16 protein-coding genes are annotated in these 16,545 nt (G+C 62.0%); 9 read left to right on the top strand and 7 right to left on the bottom strand.

Annotated features, from left to right (window positions below; all coding sequences use genetic code 11):
- Positions 1-153 precede the first annotated feature (153 nt).
- Both CH273_RS11350 and CH273_RS11355 read left to right on the top strand, forming a co-directional pair.
- Positions 154-1,044, top strand: a complete 891-nt coding sequence (locus CH273_RS11350) for a siderophore-interacting protein (protein WP_230596710.1) — start codon at positions 154-156, stop codon at positions 1,042-1,044.
- 32 nt (positions 1,045-1,076) lie between these two features.
- Positions 1,077-2,117 carry an ABC transporter substrate-binding protein gene (locus tag CH273_RS11355; RefSeq protein WP_052049395.1) on the top strand — a complete coding sequence of 347 codons (1,041 nt, stop codon included), beginning with the start codon at positions 1,077-1,079 and terminating at the stop codon, positions 2,115-2,117.
- Between the two features lie 355 nt (positions 2,118-2,472).
- On the opposite strand, the gene CH273_RS11360 is transcribed toward CH273_RS11355, so the two are convergent.
- Together CH273_RS11360 and CH273_RS11365 are read right to left on the bottom strand one after the other, a co-directional pair.
- Positions 2,473-2,769 (bottom strand): putative quinol monooxygenase, encoded by a 297-nt coding sequence (locus CH273_RS11360; RefSeq protein ID WP_371828363.1) that lies wholly within the window; start codon positions 2,767-2,769, stop codon positions 2,473-2,475.
- Positions 2,770-2,891: 122 nt separating this feature from the next.
- Positions 2,892-3,494 (bottom strand): TetR/AcrR family transcriptional regulator, encoded by a 603-nt coding sequence (locus CH273_RS11365; protein ID WP_032394896.1) that lies wholly within the window; start codon positions 3,492-3,494, stop codon positions 2,892-2,894.
- Between the two features lie 153 nt (positions 3,495-3,647).
- Here CH273_RS11365 and CH273_RS11370 point away from each other — a divergent pair, with 153 nt between their 5' ends.
- The 4 genes from CH273_RS11370 to CH273_RS11385 all read left to right on the top strand — a co-directional run bounded on the left by CH273_RS11370 (position 3,648) and on the right by CH273_RS11385 (position 7,336).
- Positions 3,648-4,667, top strand: coding sequence for an NADP-dependent oxidoreductase (locus CH273_RS11370; RefSeq protein WP_032394897.1), 1,020 nt, complete (start codon positions 3,648-3,650; stop codon positions 4,665-4,667).
- The gene (locus CH273_RS11375; RefSeq protein ID WP_032394898.1) at positions 4,664-5,521 is read left to right on the top strand and encodes an alpha/beta fold hydrolase; all 858 of its coding nucleotides are present in this window, start codon (positions 4,664-4,666) and stop codon (positions 5,519-5,521) included. The genes CH273_RS11370 and CH273_RS11375 overlap by 4 nt, the downstream gene beginning before the upstream one ends.
- Before the next feature lie 334 nt (positions 5,522-5,855).
- A complete protein-coding gene (locus CH273_RS27360; RefSeq protein ID WP_218829572.1) occupies positions 5,856-6,095 on the top strand; it encodes a thioesterase family protein in 240 nt (79 codons plus the stop codon).
- A gap of 149 nt (positions 6,096-6,244) precedes the next feature.
- Positions 6,245-7,336, top strand: a complete 1,092-nt coding sequence (locus tag CH273_RS11385; RefSeq protein ID WP_032394899.1) for a hypothetical protein — start codon at positions 6,245-6,247, stop codon at positions 7,334-7,336.
- 577 nt (positions 7,337-7,913) lie between these two features.
- Here CH273_RS11385 and CH273_RS11390 read toward each other — a convergent pair.
- The gene (locus CH273_RS11390) at positions 7,914-8,567 is read right to left on the bottom strand and encodes an adenine nucleotide alpha hydrolase family protein (protein ID WP_094637995.1); all 654 of its coding nucleotides are present in this window, start codon (positions 8,565-8,567) and stop codon (positions 7,914-7,916) included.
- Between the two features lie 150 nt (positions 8,568-8,717).
- On the opposite strand from CH273_RS11390, the gene CH273_RS11395 reads away from it, so the two are divergent.
- A complete protein-coding gene (locus CH273_RS11395) occupies positions 8,718-9,284 on the top strand; it encodes a TetR/AcrR family transcriptional regulator (protein WP_230596713.1) in 567 nt (188 codons plus the stop codon).
- Between the two features lie 68 nt (positions 9,285-9,352).
- On the opposite strand, the gene CH273_RS11400 is transcribed toward CH273_RS11395, so the two are convergent.
- The 4 genes from CH273_RS11400 to CH273_RS11420 all read right to left on the bottom strand — a co-directional run bounded on the left by CH273_RS11400 (position 9,353) and on the right by CH273_RS11420 (position 13,754).
- The gene (locus CH273_RS11400) at positions 9,353-9,895 is read right to left on the bottom strand and encodes a TetR/AcrR family transcriptional regulator (RefSeq protein WP_032394901.1); all 543 of its coding nucleotides are present in this window, start codon (positions 9,893-9,895) and stop codon (positions 9,353-9,355) included.
- 23 nt (positions 9,896-9,918) lie between these two features.
- Positions 9,919-11,418: an MFS transporter gene (locus tag CH273_RS11405; protein WP_032394902.1), complete on the bottom strand. Its 1,500-nt coding sequence runs from the start codon at positions 11,416-11,418 to the stop codon at positions 9,919-9,921.
- A gap of 173 nt (positions 11,419-11,591) precedes the next feature.
- Positions 11,592-12,215 carry a superoxide dismutase gene (locus CH273_RS11410; RefSeq protein ID WP_094637996.1) on the bottom strand — a complete coding sequence of 208 codons (624 nt, stop codon included), beginning with the start codon at positions 12,213-12,215 and terminating at the stop codon, positions 11,592-11,594.
- 504 nt (positions 12,216-12,719) lie between these two features.
- Positions 12,720-13,754, bottom strand: coding sequence for a LacI family DNA-binding transcriptional regulator (locus CH273_RS11420; protein ID WP_032395651.1), 1,035 nt, complete (start codon positions 13,752-13,754; stop codon positions 12,720-12,722).
- Between the two features lie 244 nt (positions 13,755-13,998).
- On the opposite strand from CH273_RS11420, the gene CH273_RS11425 reads away from it, so the two are divergent.
- Both CH273_RS11425 and CH273_RS11430 read left to right on the top strand, forming a co-directional pair.
- Entirely contained in the window at positions 13,999-14,940 is a 942-nt protein-coding gene (locus CH273_RS11425) for a dihydrodipicolinate synthase family protein (protein ID WP_027495540.1), read from the top strand.
- 355 nt (positions 14,941-15,295) lie between these two features.
- A complete protein-coding gene (locus tag CH273_RS11430; RefSeq protein ID WP_032396203.1) occupies positions 15,296-16,474 on the top strand; it encodes an Nramp family divalent metal transporter in 1,179 nt (392 codons plus the stop codon).
- Positions 16,475-16,545: the final 71 nt, after the last annotated feature.

Here is a 16,545-nt window from a genome sequence, read left to right on the forward strand (position 1 = left end):
GAACAACGGAATGGCAGCTCGAGGGGGTCGTAAACAGGAATCGATCGTGATGTTCCTCGGAACCACGTCGATACCGGTCGGTGTCCCGCCGGTCGTTCCGGGTCTTCGCGCGAACCCGAGGAGAGGGTTCAAGGGTAGGCTAAGCTAACATAGTTGGAGGTCGAAACGGAGGAAGTGGGTGAATTCATGTCGATGACCGAGTCCGCATTGCCCCGAGTATTCGATGCCGTAACGGTCTCCGCGCGATTCGTGACTCCGTCGATGATCAGGGTTCGTCTCGGCGGCGATGGACTCGCAGGGTTCGAGAGCACGGGGGTACCGGACGAGAGGTTGCGGCTGCTCTTCGGTGACGGTGCGGAACAGGTCGCGCGCAGTTACACCGTCCGTGCTTTCCAGTCCGCCACGAGGCTTCTCGATGTCGACTTCGTAGTACACGCCGGCGGAATCGCAGCCGACTGGGCCCTGAACACCAGGCCCGGAGATCAGCTCCGAATATCCGAGGCCCGCGGCTGGTACCAACCTCCGTCCGACACTGAATGGCAACTCCTCGTCGCCGACATGACCGGCCTTCCTGCATTGACCCGAGCCGTCGAGCAACTTCCCACCGGGTCGCGCGCCTTCGTCATAGCGTCGGTACCCAATCACGCAGACGAGCAGACCGTAGAGACGCAAGGCGACGTCTCCTACCAGTGGCTCCACACGGACCGGACAGGGCATGAGCGCGGACATCACGCCTCTGCGTTGTCGCTACCCGAAGCGGTGCGATCGTTCGACCTCTTCCCCGAAGCTGGATATGTCTGGGCGGCCACCGAAGCATCCGACGCCAGATCCATCCGCAAGTACTTTCACCGCGAACTGTGCTGGCATCCAACTAGATTCGAGATCAAGGGGTACTGGCGACGCGACAAAGAACGATGGCAGCAGCGTTACATGCAAGTGCAGGATCGCATCGACACCATTCGCGAGCAGGCCGTCGCCGAGGGTAAATCCGGCCACGAACTCACACAGATCGTCGACAACGCCCTCGAACGAGCCGGCCTGTGAACCCGACCTCATTCTCCAAGTAAGGAACCCGCATGACCTCTTCGAGCATCCTCGACCGCAACGCCGCCGGCGACGGTGTCCTCACCGATGATCTCTCACGCCGCCACTTCGGTGCCGCCGCTGGTTTGTCCATCGCCGCACTCTTCGGTGCCGGATGCTCCTCCCCGAACGACGACTCCGGCGACAACACACAAAACTTCACTCGCACAATCGAAACGCCAATGGGTCCAGTGGAAATCCCGGCTACCCCGAAGCGAGTGGTAAGCCTGGACGCATACGTCGGATTGCAGACACTCGACGAACTCGGAGCCCCGGTCGTCGCGACAGGAACACTGGGCGGTGGCCTGCGCACACTCGTCAGCATCGCATCGCAGGAGCTACCGTCCATCGGCGTCACCGCACTCGGCGACATGCAATTGGAAGCGATCGCACTGGCTGCACCGGACCTGATCGTCGGCCGCCAGCCGATCGGCGAGGAAAACTACAGCGAACTGACGAGCATCGCCCCCACCGTGCTCATCCCTTTCGGCTATTGGCGAGACCAATACATCGATGTCGCCGACTCCGTCGGTCTCGGTCTGCAGGCCACGCAGAACTTCACCGGCCTCGACGACCGCATCGCCGCCCTCCGATCCGACATCGAGCAGACCTGGCCAAACGGACTCCGCCTATCGGTAGTGCGGGTGTCGGACACATCGGGCGACGTCCGCTCGTACAACACCCTCACCGCGTCGACGACATTCCTGTACGCCGACATTCTCTCCGGGGCAGGGATCACCCCGACAGCCAACACCGTGCCCGGAGCCGACCCCAGCAAAGTCAACACCGCAGTCAGTGCAGAGAATCTTCCGCTCATCGACGGTGACGTCATCATCTACTACGTCGGTGCCGGTGGCCAAGCAGATGCAGGCACCGCAGTCGAACAGGCGCTCGTCTCGAGCCCATTATGGTCAAGCTTGTCTGCCGTACAAGCCAACCAGGCATACAAAGTCGACTCAGCACCCTGGTTCGACGGCTACAACCTGACCGGTGCCAACGCCGTCATCGACGACCTCCGACGAATCCTCCTCTGACAAGCCCCAACTCAGCAGACACTGCCTGACTGGCCTCGCGGTTCGGAAGGCCCAGCCATCCAGGAGTCGGTCATCCGACTCCACGTGCTCGATTGGTCCGCATGATCGATAACCACACGGTAGATCCGGGCAATTCGAGCCTCAGTTTCCGCACCGTCGTCAAATCCTGCAGGCGAGTACCGCACCACCGACTAAAGGAGACTGCCGATACGACGGATAGTGTCACGTAGACGTCTGCATTTTATGTGCTGCAGCAGTTTTCGTTGTTTGGTTGCGTTGGCGTAGTTACATATTCTTCGACGTCGGAAGCATGGATCGTCCGGTAGCCGAGTGACTCGAAGCCGGCTGGAGCGAGCTATGCGTCGAGCACCGTGAACTCGCGAACGTCGGCGGCGATGATCGCGGCGGTCTGCTCGGGGTCCGGACCGGATCCGCGAAAGTCGTGCATCTGCTGCTCGGTCGTCCAGCGTTCGTACACGTTGATTCGAGCTGGTTCGACGAGGTCCGCCCCGAGTGCGAAGTCGATGCACCCGGGGGCGGCGCGAGCGAGACGGACCACCTCGGCGCAGTCGTCGAGAAAGTGCTGGCGGTCGGTCGGGTTCACGGTGAGGTATCCGGCAACGATGATCATGTGGATACGGACAATATCCACGCCGATAAGTCACCGCCGGATCGCGGCCTGCACAGCCGTGTCCGCAGGGCTGTGCGACTGGTCTCGGTAAATACATGTTAAATGTCCATCGATACAGACGAAATTTCCGCGGACGGGGTTGCTCAGGTCAGGAGCACAGTGACATGGGCCTCGATCTCGGCTACCACGTCCTCGACCGACTTGTCGGCGTTGACTGTCGTGGCCATCGCGACAAACATGATGGCAGAGACTATGTGCGCACTCAGTGCTGCGCGTTGCGCATCGACGGTGCCGTCTCGCGTCACAATCGAGGCGATCTCGCCCTCCGTCTCCGCGATCAGCCCCAACGCGACACCGTGATGCGGCTCCTCCGGATCGCCGAACACGATCTCGCGCAGATATGTTCGACCATTGTCGACTTGCTTGCGATTGCACTCGACGACGGGCCGCACGATAGCCATCACAGCATCGAGCGTGTCCTCGATGGCTGACGCCGCCGCCCGGCCTCGCTCGAGAGCTTCACCGTAGGTCGAGTTCTGGACGAGCAGCAGTAGTTCGCCCTTCGTCTTCGCATACAGGAACAACGTCCCGGTTCCGATGTCCGCCTTCTCGGCGATCTGCTGCGTGGTCACCTCGTCGACCCCGCGCTCGAGAAACAGTTCGCTCGCCGCCGCCGTGATGCGGGCGAGCTTGTCCTGCTTGTTTCGCTCTCGTCGGCTCACGGGCTCGCGGTGGGGACTGGACATCGTCGACCTTTCGGGAATATTTATGATTACACTCAGTTATGAGTATAGTCAGTATAGTTGCGCAGTCACTCACGCACACAGCATGCCAACACTCTCCAACTCAGTCGTATTCGTGACCGGCGCGAACGGCGGAATCGGACCAGGAAGTCGATCATGAAAGCGTTCGTTCTCACCAAGTACAAGCAACCCCTCGAATTGCGCGACGTCGCAGAACCGAGCCTCGGCGATCACGAGGTCCTTGTCCGCGTCGAGGCCGTCGGACTCAACCAACTCGACGAGAAGATCCGCATGGGCGAGTTCAAGCAAATCCTGCCGTATTCGCTTCCGCGCACACTCGGCTACGACGTCGCCGGCACCGTCCTGAAGATCGGCGCGAAGGTACGCAGCGTCGCCGCGGGCGACGAGATCTATTCTCGGGTCGGCACCGACCACGTCGGAACCCTCGCCGAACGCGTCGCGGTAGCGGAGACCGACGTGGCGCTGCGCCCCACGACGGTGACCACCGCCGAAGCCGCATCGCTCCCGCTCGTTGCTCTCACCGCCTGGCAGGCTCTCGTCGAGAAGGGCAACGTGCGAAGCGGCCACAAAGTGCTCGTCCACGCAGGCGCCGGCGGTGTCGGCACCATTGCGATCCAATTGGCGAAATACCTGGGGGCAACCGTCGCCACCACCGCCAGCGCTGCGAATACCGATTTCCTCCAGGACCTCGGTGCAGATCTCGTGATCGACTACCGAACCCAGGATTTCGAGACCCTCCTCACCGACTTCGACCTCGTCATCGACAGTCTCGGTGGTGAAAACCTCGAGAAGTCTCTACGCGTATTGAAGCCCGGCGGCAAGGCCATCGGCATCACCGGCCCTCCGGATCCGACCTTCGCACGCGAGGCTCCGCTCAATCCCGTTCTCCGACTTGCCATCGCAGCCCTGAGCCGGAAGATCCGCAGAGAGGCCCGAAAGCTGGGCGTGGACTACGAGTTCATGTTCATGCACTCCGATGGTGACCAGCTCCGCCGTATCGCGGCACTGGTCGACGACGGAACCATTCGCCCCGTCGTCGGAGCCACCTACCCCTTCGAGGAGACGCAGGAGGCCCTGCAGTCACTCGGCCGGGGCGGCGTCCGCGGCAAAACCGTCGTCACCCTCCCCCACAACCAGAAAGCCAACGACCAATGAGCAACGACAACACCTCGATCATCAGGTCCTACGCGCACGCTCCTGTCCGTTCGGTCACCGCCGGCGGCACCACCTACTCGTACCGAGAACTCGGACCGACGGGCGGCATCCCCGTCGTGTTCTTCGTCCATCTCGCCGCGAACCTCGACAACTGGGATCCGCGCATCGTCGATCCCATCGCTCAGGATCGACACGTCATAGCCTTCGACAACACCGGCGTCGGTGCATCCTCCGGCAGGGTCCCCAGCACCATCGAGGAGGCCGCCGACGACGCCTACACCTTCATACGTGCACTCGGATTCGACACCGTCGACATCTTCTCCTTCTCACTCGGCGGAATGATCGCCCAGGACCTCACCGTCAAGCACCCCGAACTCGTCCGCAAACTCGTCCTCACCGGAACCGGACCCCGTGGTGGACAGCACATCGACAAGGTCGCCGGCGTCACCTATTGGGACATCCTGCGCGCAACACTGTCCCGTTCGGATCCGAAGGAGTTCTTGTTCTTCAACCGCAACGCAACCGGCAAGCGCGCGGGCAAGGCTTTCGTCGAACGCTTGAAAGAGCGCACCCACAACCGCGACAAGGACGTCAGCATCTCGGCGTTTCGCACGCAACTGTCCGCGATCAAGAAATACGGTCGGTCGGCACCGTCCGATCTGTCCAAGATCACCCAACCGACGTTGATTGCCAACGGAGACAACGACCGTATGGTGCCCAGCGTCCTGTCCGAAGACATGCACCGACGCATCGCCGGCAGCGAACTCGTCATCTACCCCGACTCCGGACACGGCGGCATCTTTCAGTTCCACGAGCAGTTCGCACCCCGTGTGGTCGAATTCCTCAATCGCTGAAGGTTTCTCACGCACCGAAGTCTTGCCGCGTCACCATCCCGTCCCTACGCACTGCAAAGAAAGTCCTGCCTGAATCCAGTACCGAATGTGCGAGAAGGCTTGGTTCGAGGTTGCGGTCTGCGTTGCACACAGTGAAGTGGAAGGTGTCTGCGTTCGACTCGCTCGCAGAGCCCAACGCGGCATGCCCTGACTCGCCAGTGCACTTGCGCGCCGTGCAGACCGGTCGCACCTCTCACGCGCCTTGTTGACCCTGTCGCCGTCGGTCCATGTCCTCCGCGATGAACACGACATCGAGAGTCTGGGTGAGCGAAGACGACGGGAGATCGAGGTGCTGATGGCGCTGCGATGGGTGCGGGCGATGATCCCGGTGCCGCGCTCCCGCGAGCCGGCGCTCGTCTTGGATTCGATCGACGCGACATTTCGGGTTCTGCCGGGCGACCTCGACATGCTGATGCACACGACGAATGGGCGGTACCTGTCGATTCTCGACGCCGCCCGCATCTCGTATCTGACGCGGACGGGTCTGTGGCGGTGGTGTGGCATCAAGATGACCTGTAAGCCGCGCTGCGCGTAGATATCCAGTCGATACCGGATGCGCCGATACCGTCTCCAATCCCTTTCAGCAACAATCGAATTCATGGACACGACAGTGTCCCGCGGGCTCTGTGTGCCGCCTGCTGCAGTTCCGCACCCTCAGCCGGTAGACGCGCGTACGCTCACACGATGTCGGCGAACGAACACGATCAAGGGCCACGAGCAGGACCACCTGAAATTGCAGAGGCGGTCTCGGTCCTGCTGATCGCCGACCCCGGCAAACCCACTGCTCTCGCTCACAAGCTCGCAAAAAAGCTGCCGGAACGCCTGCGACACCGAGACCGCAACGAGCGCCGATGGACTGTGTCCGTGCGCAGCGAGCCGTACCTCTCCGATGAGCAGGCCAACTTCGCAGACGCCATCGACGCAGTCGAACCGTCCTCGGAGAACGACGATGTCGTCGTCTACCTCACTGATCTACCGCGGCGCGACGACACCGTGCCGGTGGTCGCCGACGTCAGCGCCGCACATCTGTTCGCGCTCGTCTCCATCGCCGCCGTCGGCGGGATTCGCATCGAGGACCGGGTGCGTGCCGTCGCCGAACTCGCGATCGCGTTCGTCCTCGGTGAACCGACACTCGCGCCGGCCGGTGCGCAGCGGCGATTTCCCTCCCAGCAGATCGACAGCGGTACGCGATATTTCGCTCCCCGGGGTCTGCGACGGCTGCGGTTGCTGTCGGGGATGGTGCGTGCGAACCGGCCGTGGCGACTGGTCACCGGGCTATCGAAAGTTCTCGTCGGCGCATTCGCCACCGGTGCGTTCGCCTTGGCGACGAACACGATCTGGCTGTTCGCCGACACGATGGGCCCGTGGCGCATGAGCGCAGCAACGTTGCTGTCGATCACGGCCATGGTTCTGTGGCTGGTCCTCGATCACCAGTTGTGGGAGCGGCCGACGTCGCCGGACGCGCGCGAGCGGTCCGTGCTGTACAACACCGCCACCGTCGTCACCCTGGTCATCGGTGTCCTCGTTCTCCACGTCGCCTTGTTCGGGTTGCTTCTGCTCACCGCATCGATCGCGTTACCCCCTCCGCTGCTGTCCAGCACGCTCGGACATGCGGTCAGCTTCTCCGACTACCTCACGCTCGCCTGGCTACTGGCATCGATCGCCACCATCGGCGGTGCACTCGGTTCGGGACTCGAGGACGACACCGCCGTCACCGACGCCGCCTACGGGATCCGGCAACGACAGCGCATCGAGCAGACACAGAAACGCTCTTGAAAGGCGTAAGGACAGTCCAATCGGCGACTACAGCTGACGACCACGAAGATCCGCACAAACGATTCGAGGTCCGCCCGACCCACCAGCGCCCGCGAGCGCGACACCGGTAGAGCCCCGGTGGACGGATGAACCGTTGCGCGCCACGTCCGCCAGATTCACGGTACTCGAGTGTCCGGCTATGTGAATGCACGAGCTCGGCAATTGTCGAATGTTCGCGTGGGTTGTCGCCGGTCGCTGGCTCATCTGCCACGTCCGCCAGGACGGTGCCTGGATTGGAAGCATCGAAATTTCGATCAGTGAAGCCTGGACATTCGAGTACTGAACCCACGCCTCGCCGGGTTGTCGATTCGGCGATAGGTCTCAGCAACAACGTTGGCTGTCAACCCTCCCCGGGCATCGCAATCCATTGGTGCGCAGGCTGTTTGTGTGTCAACGCTCACCCCATGACTAAACTTGCATCTAGATGTGTCAGCCTCGTGTCAGTGAGTCTTGGATATCGGTCAGATTTGACTGATCGGCGTCCGCCCGACTCCGAGATCTACGAGCTATGTGCGACTGCGGCGGCCCTGGATATCGGTCAGGCCGAGGGCCAATGAAAAGGCATCGTATCCAGGTCGATGTGGCCGCCCTGGACGGGAAGTCCGTGCACTTGCCCCTCTTGGTGCAGCACGAATATTCCGGTAGTGAAATCGGTGTCGCTCCGGCGGCAGAACAATCCTTCGAGCGCGCCTGGCGGAGCGTCGCCGAATCGAATGACGGCGTCGTCCATATTGCGAGGTGCCAGATAGGCATGAACGGCGGGCTCGTAGTCCCATTCGTCATCGTCGCGGGCGTTGGCCTCGGAGACCAGATGCAGATCGGCCGAAGGGACTGCGCGAAGCAAAGATTCGACGAACGTCGACTCGAACATCATGCTCCACATGGACTCTGCGCGTTGGGCCATGACGATCTGGGTTGCGTTGACTCGGCTGCCGATCTCGGTGAGCACCGGGACGAGCTCTTCAACCGGTCGACGGACGTGGTGCAGGATTCCTCCCGCACGTTCGACGAGTTCTTCGAATAGGGGGATGTCGAGCAGACGATCACCGTCGAAGTCCTCGGACCGGGGGTCGAGGACGACCAAGGTCAGCACTGCGTCGAGCTTCTGCGCGAGGCCCGCTGCACGATCGAACAGACGCACACCATGCTCCCCGTACACCACGCAGACCACGATCGACTCTCTCTGCTTCATGACTTCACCTCGGGCTCAGCTGCACTGTTCCGCTGCGCATAAGCGCTCTCGATCTAGCCGTTCCGGCGCGCTCAACAAGAATACAGTCTTATCGGTTCTTACAACAAGCTAAATGGTTGGTTCAGCAAGTGTCGTAGAATGTTGTTCGTGATGAAAGAACCCCAGACGCGTAACGCTGCACGTACGAAGGACGCCGTTCTGACGGGGGCTGCACGGGCTTTGCTCGCACATGGTTCCGCAGTCACCATCGCGGCCATCGCCGAAGCATCCGGAGTGTCCAAAGGCGGAGTGCTACATCATTTTTCGACCAAGGAGATTTTGATCAAGGCGCTGGCCGAAGACTTCCTGCGACAGTTCCGGGAGGACGTAGTCCGCAACGTCGACTTGTCGGAGAACGCGCCTGGAAAATTGCTCCGCGCGTATGTGCGGACGATCAGCACCCACGCGCGTGACTTATCGGCGACCACGATGACTGAAAGTCAGTGGGGCATCTTGTCGTTGATGCCGGAAGTGCGGGCCATACTCGACGCCGACGCCAGACGATGGCGCGAACAGTTCCAGGAAGATGGACTCCATCTCGACAGGATTCTCGTCGTGACTCGGGCAGCCGACGGTCTGGCAGCAGCCGCACGCGACGAGGCCAGCCTCACCACCGATGAGGTCGAGCACACCACCGCGATTCTGCTCAGAATGACCTTCGGTGACGGACCTCTGTAGTTGGACAGACTACGGATTCTCGAGCGTCGGTTTCGCCTCGCCGGGGATCATGTACACACTCGCCCGAATCAAGCTTCCGGAAGTACCGAGTTCTCGATGTACTTCGTGACCCTAAGACGAAGCGCGGGGTCGAGTGTCTCTGCCGTCAACGATTCGTACATCCACAGCCCATCCGAGGCCAATCGCGCTACGAACTCGGCAACCTCCCGGTCGGTGCTCGATACAGAGGGAACGGGAGGGGTCCAGCGGCGATAGACCCCGTTCCACAGGGCCATCAAATTTTCGTCCGTCGCACCCTCGAGCATGAACAACAGTTCGGCCCGTTGAGCACTATGAGTCCCGAGACGTACGTAGGCCCGCAGTCGTTCGGCCTCCGTGGCCTCCGACGCGGACTTACCCGCTACCGCGATCATCTCGGCCTCCCATTGCCCCGCGAGATGTTGATGAATGGCCGCGATCAGGCTCTCCCGCGTCGGGAAGTGGTACATCAGACCACCTTTGGTGAGACCGGACTCCTCGGCGACCGAATCGAACGTTACCGACGAGACGCCGACTCGCTGCACGACGCGCGCTGCCGCGTCGAGAATCTCGGTCCGCTTGCTCTCTCGCACTTGGCCTCCTGGTCACATCAATTTCAGTGATTCTGGTACATGGATGCCGACGATCCGGGACCGAAGCGGCGCAACAGGATGCCCGTCGCCACCGTACCGACCGTCAGTACCCCGGCGATCACGACCATGACCATGACATAAGCGCTGTCGTAGGCGTTCGCTGCGGCGTCGAACAACGCCGGGTTGTGGTCGCCTGCCAGATCGATCGCCGCAGCGATACTGTCGCCCGCTCCGGCAGGAGTATCGGGCGGCAACTGAACCCACGCCGAATACAGTGCGGTCACAATGCTTCCCAACGTCGCAACGGCGGCGAGGCTGCCGAACTCGTAGGACACCTCTTCCACTGACGAAGCCATCCCGGCGCGCCTCGGCGGCACGTTCCCGATGACGGCCGTGGAAGCCACAGACATCGCCGATCCCAGACCGGCCCCGATCACGACGAACCCGGTGATCATGGCCCAGAGGCCGATGTTCACACCGAAGATCACTACGACGACACCCGCAAGTGCCACCGCGAGTCCACCGACCACGAGCGGTAGCAACCCGACGCGATGCAGTACCGCGCCACCGATCAACCCTGTCGGGAATGATCCGAGGGCAATGGCCGCGACGAGTAGACCGGCTTCGAAGGGCGAAAATCCGACGACCAGCTGGTAACGCTGGCTGGTGACGAGCTGGATTCCGGCTATGACGAACATCGACATCGCAGCCGCAAGAAGTCCGGCGGCGAACGCCGAGTTGCGAAAGATCGAAAAATCCAGCAATGGTTGCGTCAACCTGCCCTGTCGCCTGGCGAACAGCGATAACGCGCCGACCGCCACGACCGCGAACACCAGTACAACCGACCAGGACGGTGCCACAGCGGCTACCTCCTTGATGGTATACACCAGCCCCGAAAGCCCCACCAGCGCGAACACTGACGACAGAAAGTCCCACCTTACCGCCGGATTCGGATCATTCTGCGGCGCAACGACAACCGTCGCAACCAGCGCAACGACTACCACCGGGACATTGACCAGAAATACCGATCCCCACCAAAAGTACTCGAGCAGCAGTCCACCAAGGATCGGCCCGAGGGCACCGCCGACGATGGCGACGCTCCCCCACACAGCGATTGCGAAGTTACGTTCACGTTCGTCGTCGAAGGTGACGCGAATCAACGCCAGCGTCGCAGGCATCATCGTCGCCGCTCCGACGCCGAGCAAAGCACGCGCGCCGATCAATACTTCCGTCGTCGTCGACAAAGCCGCCACCGAGGAGGCTATTCCGAATACGACGAGTCCGATCAGGAACATTCGCCGATGACCAATTCGATCACCGAGTGTGCCGGATCCAAGCAGTAGACCCGCCACGACGAGCGGATAGGCGTTGATGATCCACAGGCTTTCGGAGCTGGAGGCACCCAGATCCGCAGTCAGGGTTGGCAACGCGGTGTAGAGGATCGAGTTGTCGAGTGTGATCAGCAACAGGCCCGCAGACACTGCCGCCAGCAGGGCCCACCTTCGCGCGTCGGTCTTCAGCATGTCGTAACTATACCTTTCGAAAGGTATAGTTTGCGACTCGCCCGACCACGGCCGCACCTCGATCCAGCCGATACCTGCAGCCGACGGGGCATGACTTCGAAACCAGACAGGGCCACCGCATCCGTTGCGGTGGCCCTGTCTGCGATTGCGCGACGTCCGGCAATCTCTTCCGGTTACGGGAAGATCAGACCGGGAGTCTTGGAGGTAGCGGCCTCGAAACGAGCCTGGACGTCGGCCCAGTTGACGACGTTCCAGAACGCCTTCACGTAATCGGCCTTGACGTTCTTGTACTGCAGGTAGAAGGCGTGCTCCCACATGTCGACCTGAAGCAGCGGGATGATGCCCAGAGGCACGTTGGCCTGCTGATCGTAGAGCTGGAAGGTGAGCAGCTTCTTGCCGAGCGAGTCGTAGCCCAGAACTGCCCAGCCGGAGCCCTGCAGGCCGTTGGCGGCAGCGGTGAACTGTGCGCGGAACTTGTCGAACGAACCGAACTGGTCGTCGATCGCGGCAGCGAGCTCACCCTCGGGCTTGTCGCCACCGTTGGGCGAGAGGTTCTTCCACCAGATGGAGTGGTTGACGTGGCCACCGAGGTGGAACGCGAGGTTCTTCTCCAGCAGGAAAATGGCTGCATGATCGTCGTTGTCACGCGCTGCGGCGAGCTTTTCGACCGCGGTGTTGGCGCCTGCGACATAGGTGGCGTGGTGCTTGGAATAGTGAAGCTCGTTGATCTCGCCCGAGATGTGCGGCTCGAGGGCGGAGTAATCGAAATCAAGGTCGGGCAAGGTGTACTCGGACATGCAATTCCCTTCACTTACAACGAACGTAGCCATCGAGTGATGACGCGTACGTTCGTCTCACTGCGGATCTTTCGTAGGACCCAACTAAATCTCAACTACCTCCGCTTACGCAAACGTTGTCAGCGAGATATTCTTCTCGGAATAAATCTGCGCGAAGAAGACAGTCGGATACCGAGGCTGCGAATTCTGTGGAACATCACGACACAGTTTGAGGAGCAACTCTGAATTGGTTTCGACGATGAACGGGCCCCGAATTCGCGGGTGTGAAAGGGGACCGACCGAGTCGAAATGCTGTCCGAAGGGCACGATCGTGTCGTCGTTGCGCTCCACAGTCTCTCGAACGAAGTGCCGCTCCCTCGCCGGTACGGGATGCGCGCCACGTCCGGCACCGCCACGTATTCGATGAATGCAATCGATCGAACTACGCCGGTGCACTGCGTACGCACCTGGACGCCAGGTTCCTGGCCAGGATGTCGACCACGCTCAGACCGTCCAGTCCACGGTTCAGCGGGTTGCTCTGCTCGACGATTGCCTGGGAATCAGGGTGGGCAGCGCCTTGTGCACGGCCATCGAGTCGTCGGCTCCATTGATCAACAGATCCATTGCGGTGCCGGCGATCTGATCGAACGCGGTCCGCACCGACGTCAACGGCACCGGCAGCAACTGGGCGAGTGGAATGTCGTTGTATCCGACGAGTGACAGGTCCACACCGACGGCCAAATTGTGGCGGTGAGCTGCGGACAGCACTCCGAGGGCCAAATTGTCGTTGGCCGCGAAGACAGCGGTGGGACGGTCTGTGGCGTCGAACAATGCGTGTCCTGCGAGCGCGCCCGCTTCGATTCCGTACCCGGTTTCCACCGTCCACGCCGACCTCGGTGACACGCCTGCCTCGTCGAGAGCCCGTCGGGCACCGGTGAGCCGTCCGACGGCGCTGGAGGTGAACAGCGGGCCGGTCAGAACCGCGATGTCGGTGTGGCCCAAGTCGATGAGGTGTCGTACTGCCAGGTACCCGCCGATCTCGTCGTCGCCGATGGACGACGGACTCTTGCCATCGGTTCGTAGGACGAGAACGTGCGGAATGCCGTTGTCGCGCAAATGGTTCGGTAGAGGGTCGTCGGTTCGGCTGGTGGCGAGAACGACGCCGTCGACATTGCGTTCGAGTAGGGACTGCGCGGCGTTCCACTCGTCGGTGGGATCGTCGCCACTGGTCGCGACGATGGAGTGGTAGCCGTCCTTGCCCGCGGCCCGATCGATCGCCTCGAACATCAGGGCCATGACGGTGTCGGACAGACGCGGAACCAAAACCCCGATCGTCGCCGTGGCACCGCGTCTGAGGTTGGACGCGAAAGTGTTGCGCCGATAGCCCAGCTGCTCGGCAATCTCTCGCACCCGGACGGCCGTCGCGGACCGGGATGGGGCGACGCGGTCGTCGAGCACGCGACTGACCGTCGACACACTGACGCCCGCCGCCTTGGCGACGTCACGGAGCGTGACGACGTCTGGGCGTTCCGTCGAGAGCCCGGTTCGGGTGGGACGCATCGACACCTCCTGGCTATCGGTCTGCTCGCATGACAGGACCGAACTTACAGACCAGCAGCTGATTGCACATGCAAACATCCCAGGAACGTTTGCATCAGGGCTTACACGCTGCTCGTGTCCACTGTGCGAGCCTCGCCACTCAGGTCCTACAAAGTGATGGTTGACACATCCGAGCTACTGGGTTTAGCGTTGTGCAAACGTTCCCGACAACGTTCCCAACCAACTGCTCGACAAGGACGACACCATGAACTCACTCGATCTCCGCGGACTCAGCCCAGCACCGATCACGCCGTTCACTCGTGACGGCGAGGTGGACTACGACGCGATCCAGCGCCTCGGGTCCTGGCTCGGAAGTGTCGACGGGGTCAAGAGCCTGGTCGTCCTCGGCCATGCAGGCGAGGGCACGTTCCTCACTCAGGCCGAGCAGGCCAAGGTCATCGGTGCGTTCCGGGATTCGGTGGACGGCAAGCTCCCGATCGTCGCCGGCATCACCGGTGAAGGCACCGCCGTATCGGTCGAGGAAGCCAAGCGTGCAGTCGACGCCGGCGCATCCGCCGGTCTGGTCTACCCCTCGCACGGATGGCTCCGGTTCGGCTACCAGGACGGCGCACCGCAGGACCGCTACAAGGCGCTGTACGAAGGCTCGGGCCTGCCGCTGATCCTGTTCCAGTACCCCGATGTCACCAAGGCGACGTACAATCTCGACACCCAGCTCGAAATCGCCGCTCAGGAAGGCGTTTTCGCCACCAAGAACGGCGTTCGCAACATGCGTCGTTGGGACCGCGAGATCCCGGTTCTGCGCAAGGAGAATCCCGAACTGCAGATCCTCAGCTGCCACGACGAATACCTGCTGCACACCATGTTCGACGTCGACGGTCTGCTCGTCGGTTACGGCGGCCTCGCACCCGAGCCGCTCGTCGAGCTCATCGCGGCAGGCAAGGCCAAGGACTACCCGGCAGCGCGCGCCATCCACGACCGTCTGCTGCCCGTCACCGCGAACGTCTATCACCGCGGATCCCACATGGAAGGCACCGTCGCCCTCAAGGAAGGCCTCGTGCACCGCGGCATCCTCGAACACGCCACCGTGCGTTCACCCTTGCTCCCGCTCGCGGCCGGTGCCCACGAGGAGATCGCAGCGGCACTCGATTCCGCGAACCTCGGCTCGGTAGTACCTGCGCTGGTCTGACCCGGTCGACGGTCGCTCCCTACCCTCGGTGCCCTTCCGTTGGAGCCGCTACGGCCCGGAAGGGCACCGAGCACCACCTTCTCTTCGGCATGCATCACCGCACACGCGGACCGGGTCGAGTCCGTTCGGTTGGACTGCCGAGCTCTGCATCAGATCCACCCCACGTATTCGCCCCATGTCACATCAGGCCGACAGCAGACGTGCGCCACGTCGCCGGCTCGAAAAGTGCTTCGAGAAAGGGCTCGCAATGAGTCAGCACCACGCAACACCGGTGGTACCGTCCGCAGCCGTGCGAACTTCGCAAACCCCCGCACCCGGCTCAGGCAAGTGGAAAGCCTTCCTGAGCACCATCGCAATGGCCGGGCCCGCATTCATCGCCGGTGCATGGCAATTCGGGCCCGGCAACCTCGCCAGCGCCGTCGAAGCCGGCAGCAAGTACAGCTACAGCCTGATCTGGGTCATCGTGCTCTCGACAGTGTTCATGCTGGTCTTTGCAGACATGAGCGTCCGGCTCGGCATCCGCACCCCGAAATCGATGATCGGCTCCGTCAAAGACGTCCTCGGCCAGAAGGTCGGCGTCGCTGCGGGATTCGGCGTCTTCATCATCACGCTGTGCTTCTCGGTCGGTAACGCCGTCGGCTCCGGCCTCGGACTGTCGATGGTATTCGGCGGATCACCACTGATCTGGTCGGCAGTATGTACCGCCTTCGTCGGCCTGATTTTGTTGTTCCGCAACGTCTATCGTACCGTCGAGCGCGTCCTGTTGGTCATCGTCGGACTCCTCGGCGCCACGTTCATCGTCAGTGCCGTCATCTCCAAGCCCGATTGGTACGAAGCAGTCAGCGGTGTCGTTCCCAGCATCCCGCCCGGTGGAGCGCTGCTCGTCGTGGCCTTGGTGGGCACCAACTTCTCGCTCAACGCCGCCTTCTTCACCTCGTACGGCACCCACGAACGCGGCCGCACCCGTGCGCAGTACAAGCAGACGACCATCGCAGACACCATCCCCGGAATCATCGCTCCCGGAATCATGACGTCTCTGGTGATCATCGTCGCCGCGGCCGTGCTCGGTCGACAGAATGCAGAAGCGCAGACTCTCGTCGGCCTCGCCAAAATCTTCGAGCCCATCGCCGGACCCGTCGGATCGACCATCTTTGCCCTCGGCCTATCCGGTGCCGCCTTCTCGGCCATGGTCGCCAACGCCACCGCCGGCGGCACGATGCTCTCGGATGCACTCGGCAAGGGCCCATCACCGAGCACAATGACTGCGAAGCGCACCAGCGCGTGCATCCTCGCCTGGGGGCTGGCCATCACGTTGATATTCACCAAATCGCCTGTGCAGTTGATCATTATCGCCCAAGCATTGACCGTGCTGATCGCGCCGTTCCTCGGCTTCCTGCTATACGTCATGAGCAACAACCGCGAACTGATGGGCGATCTCCGCAACACGTGGTGGAAGAACATCATCGGAGGTCTCGGTTTCCTCTCCATCCTCTCGCTCTCCGGACTACTGATCTACGAACTCGCGACGCGTTAGCTCGACCCAAGATCCCGGGCCGCAACTCGGCCCGGGATCGTCGCTGTGCCCGTCGGGTTCGCGCTGCCGGG

Origin of the sequence: Rhodococcus sp. 05-339-2 (assembly GCF_002258965.1) — a bacterium.
Lineage (GTDB): Bacteria > Actinomycetota > Actinomycetes > Mycobacteriales > Mycobacteriaceae > Rhodococcoides.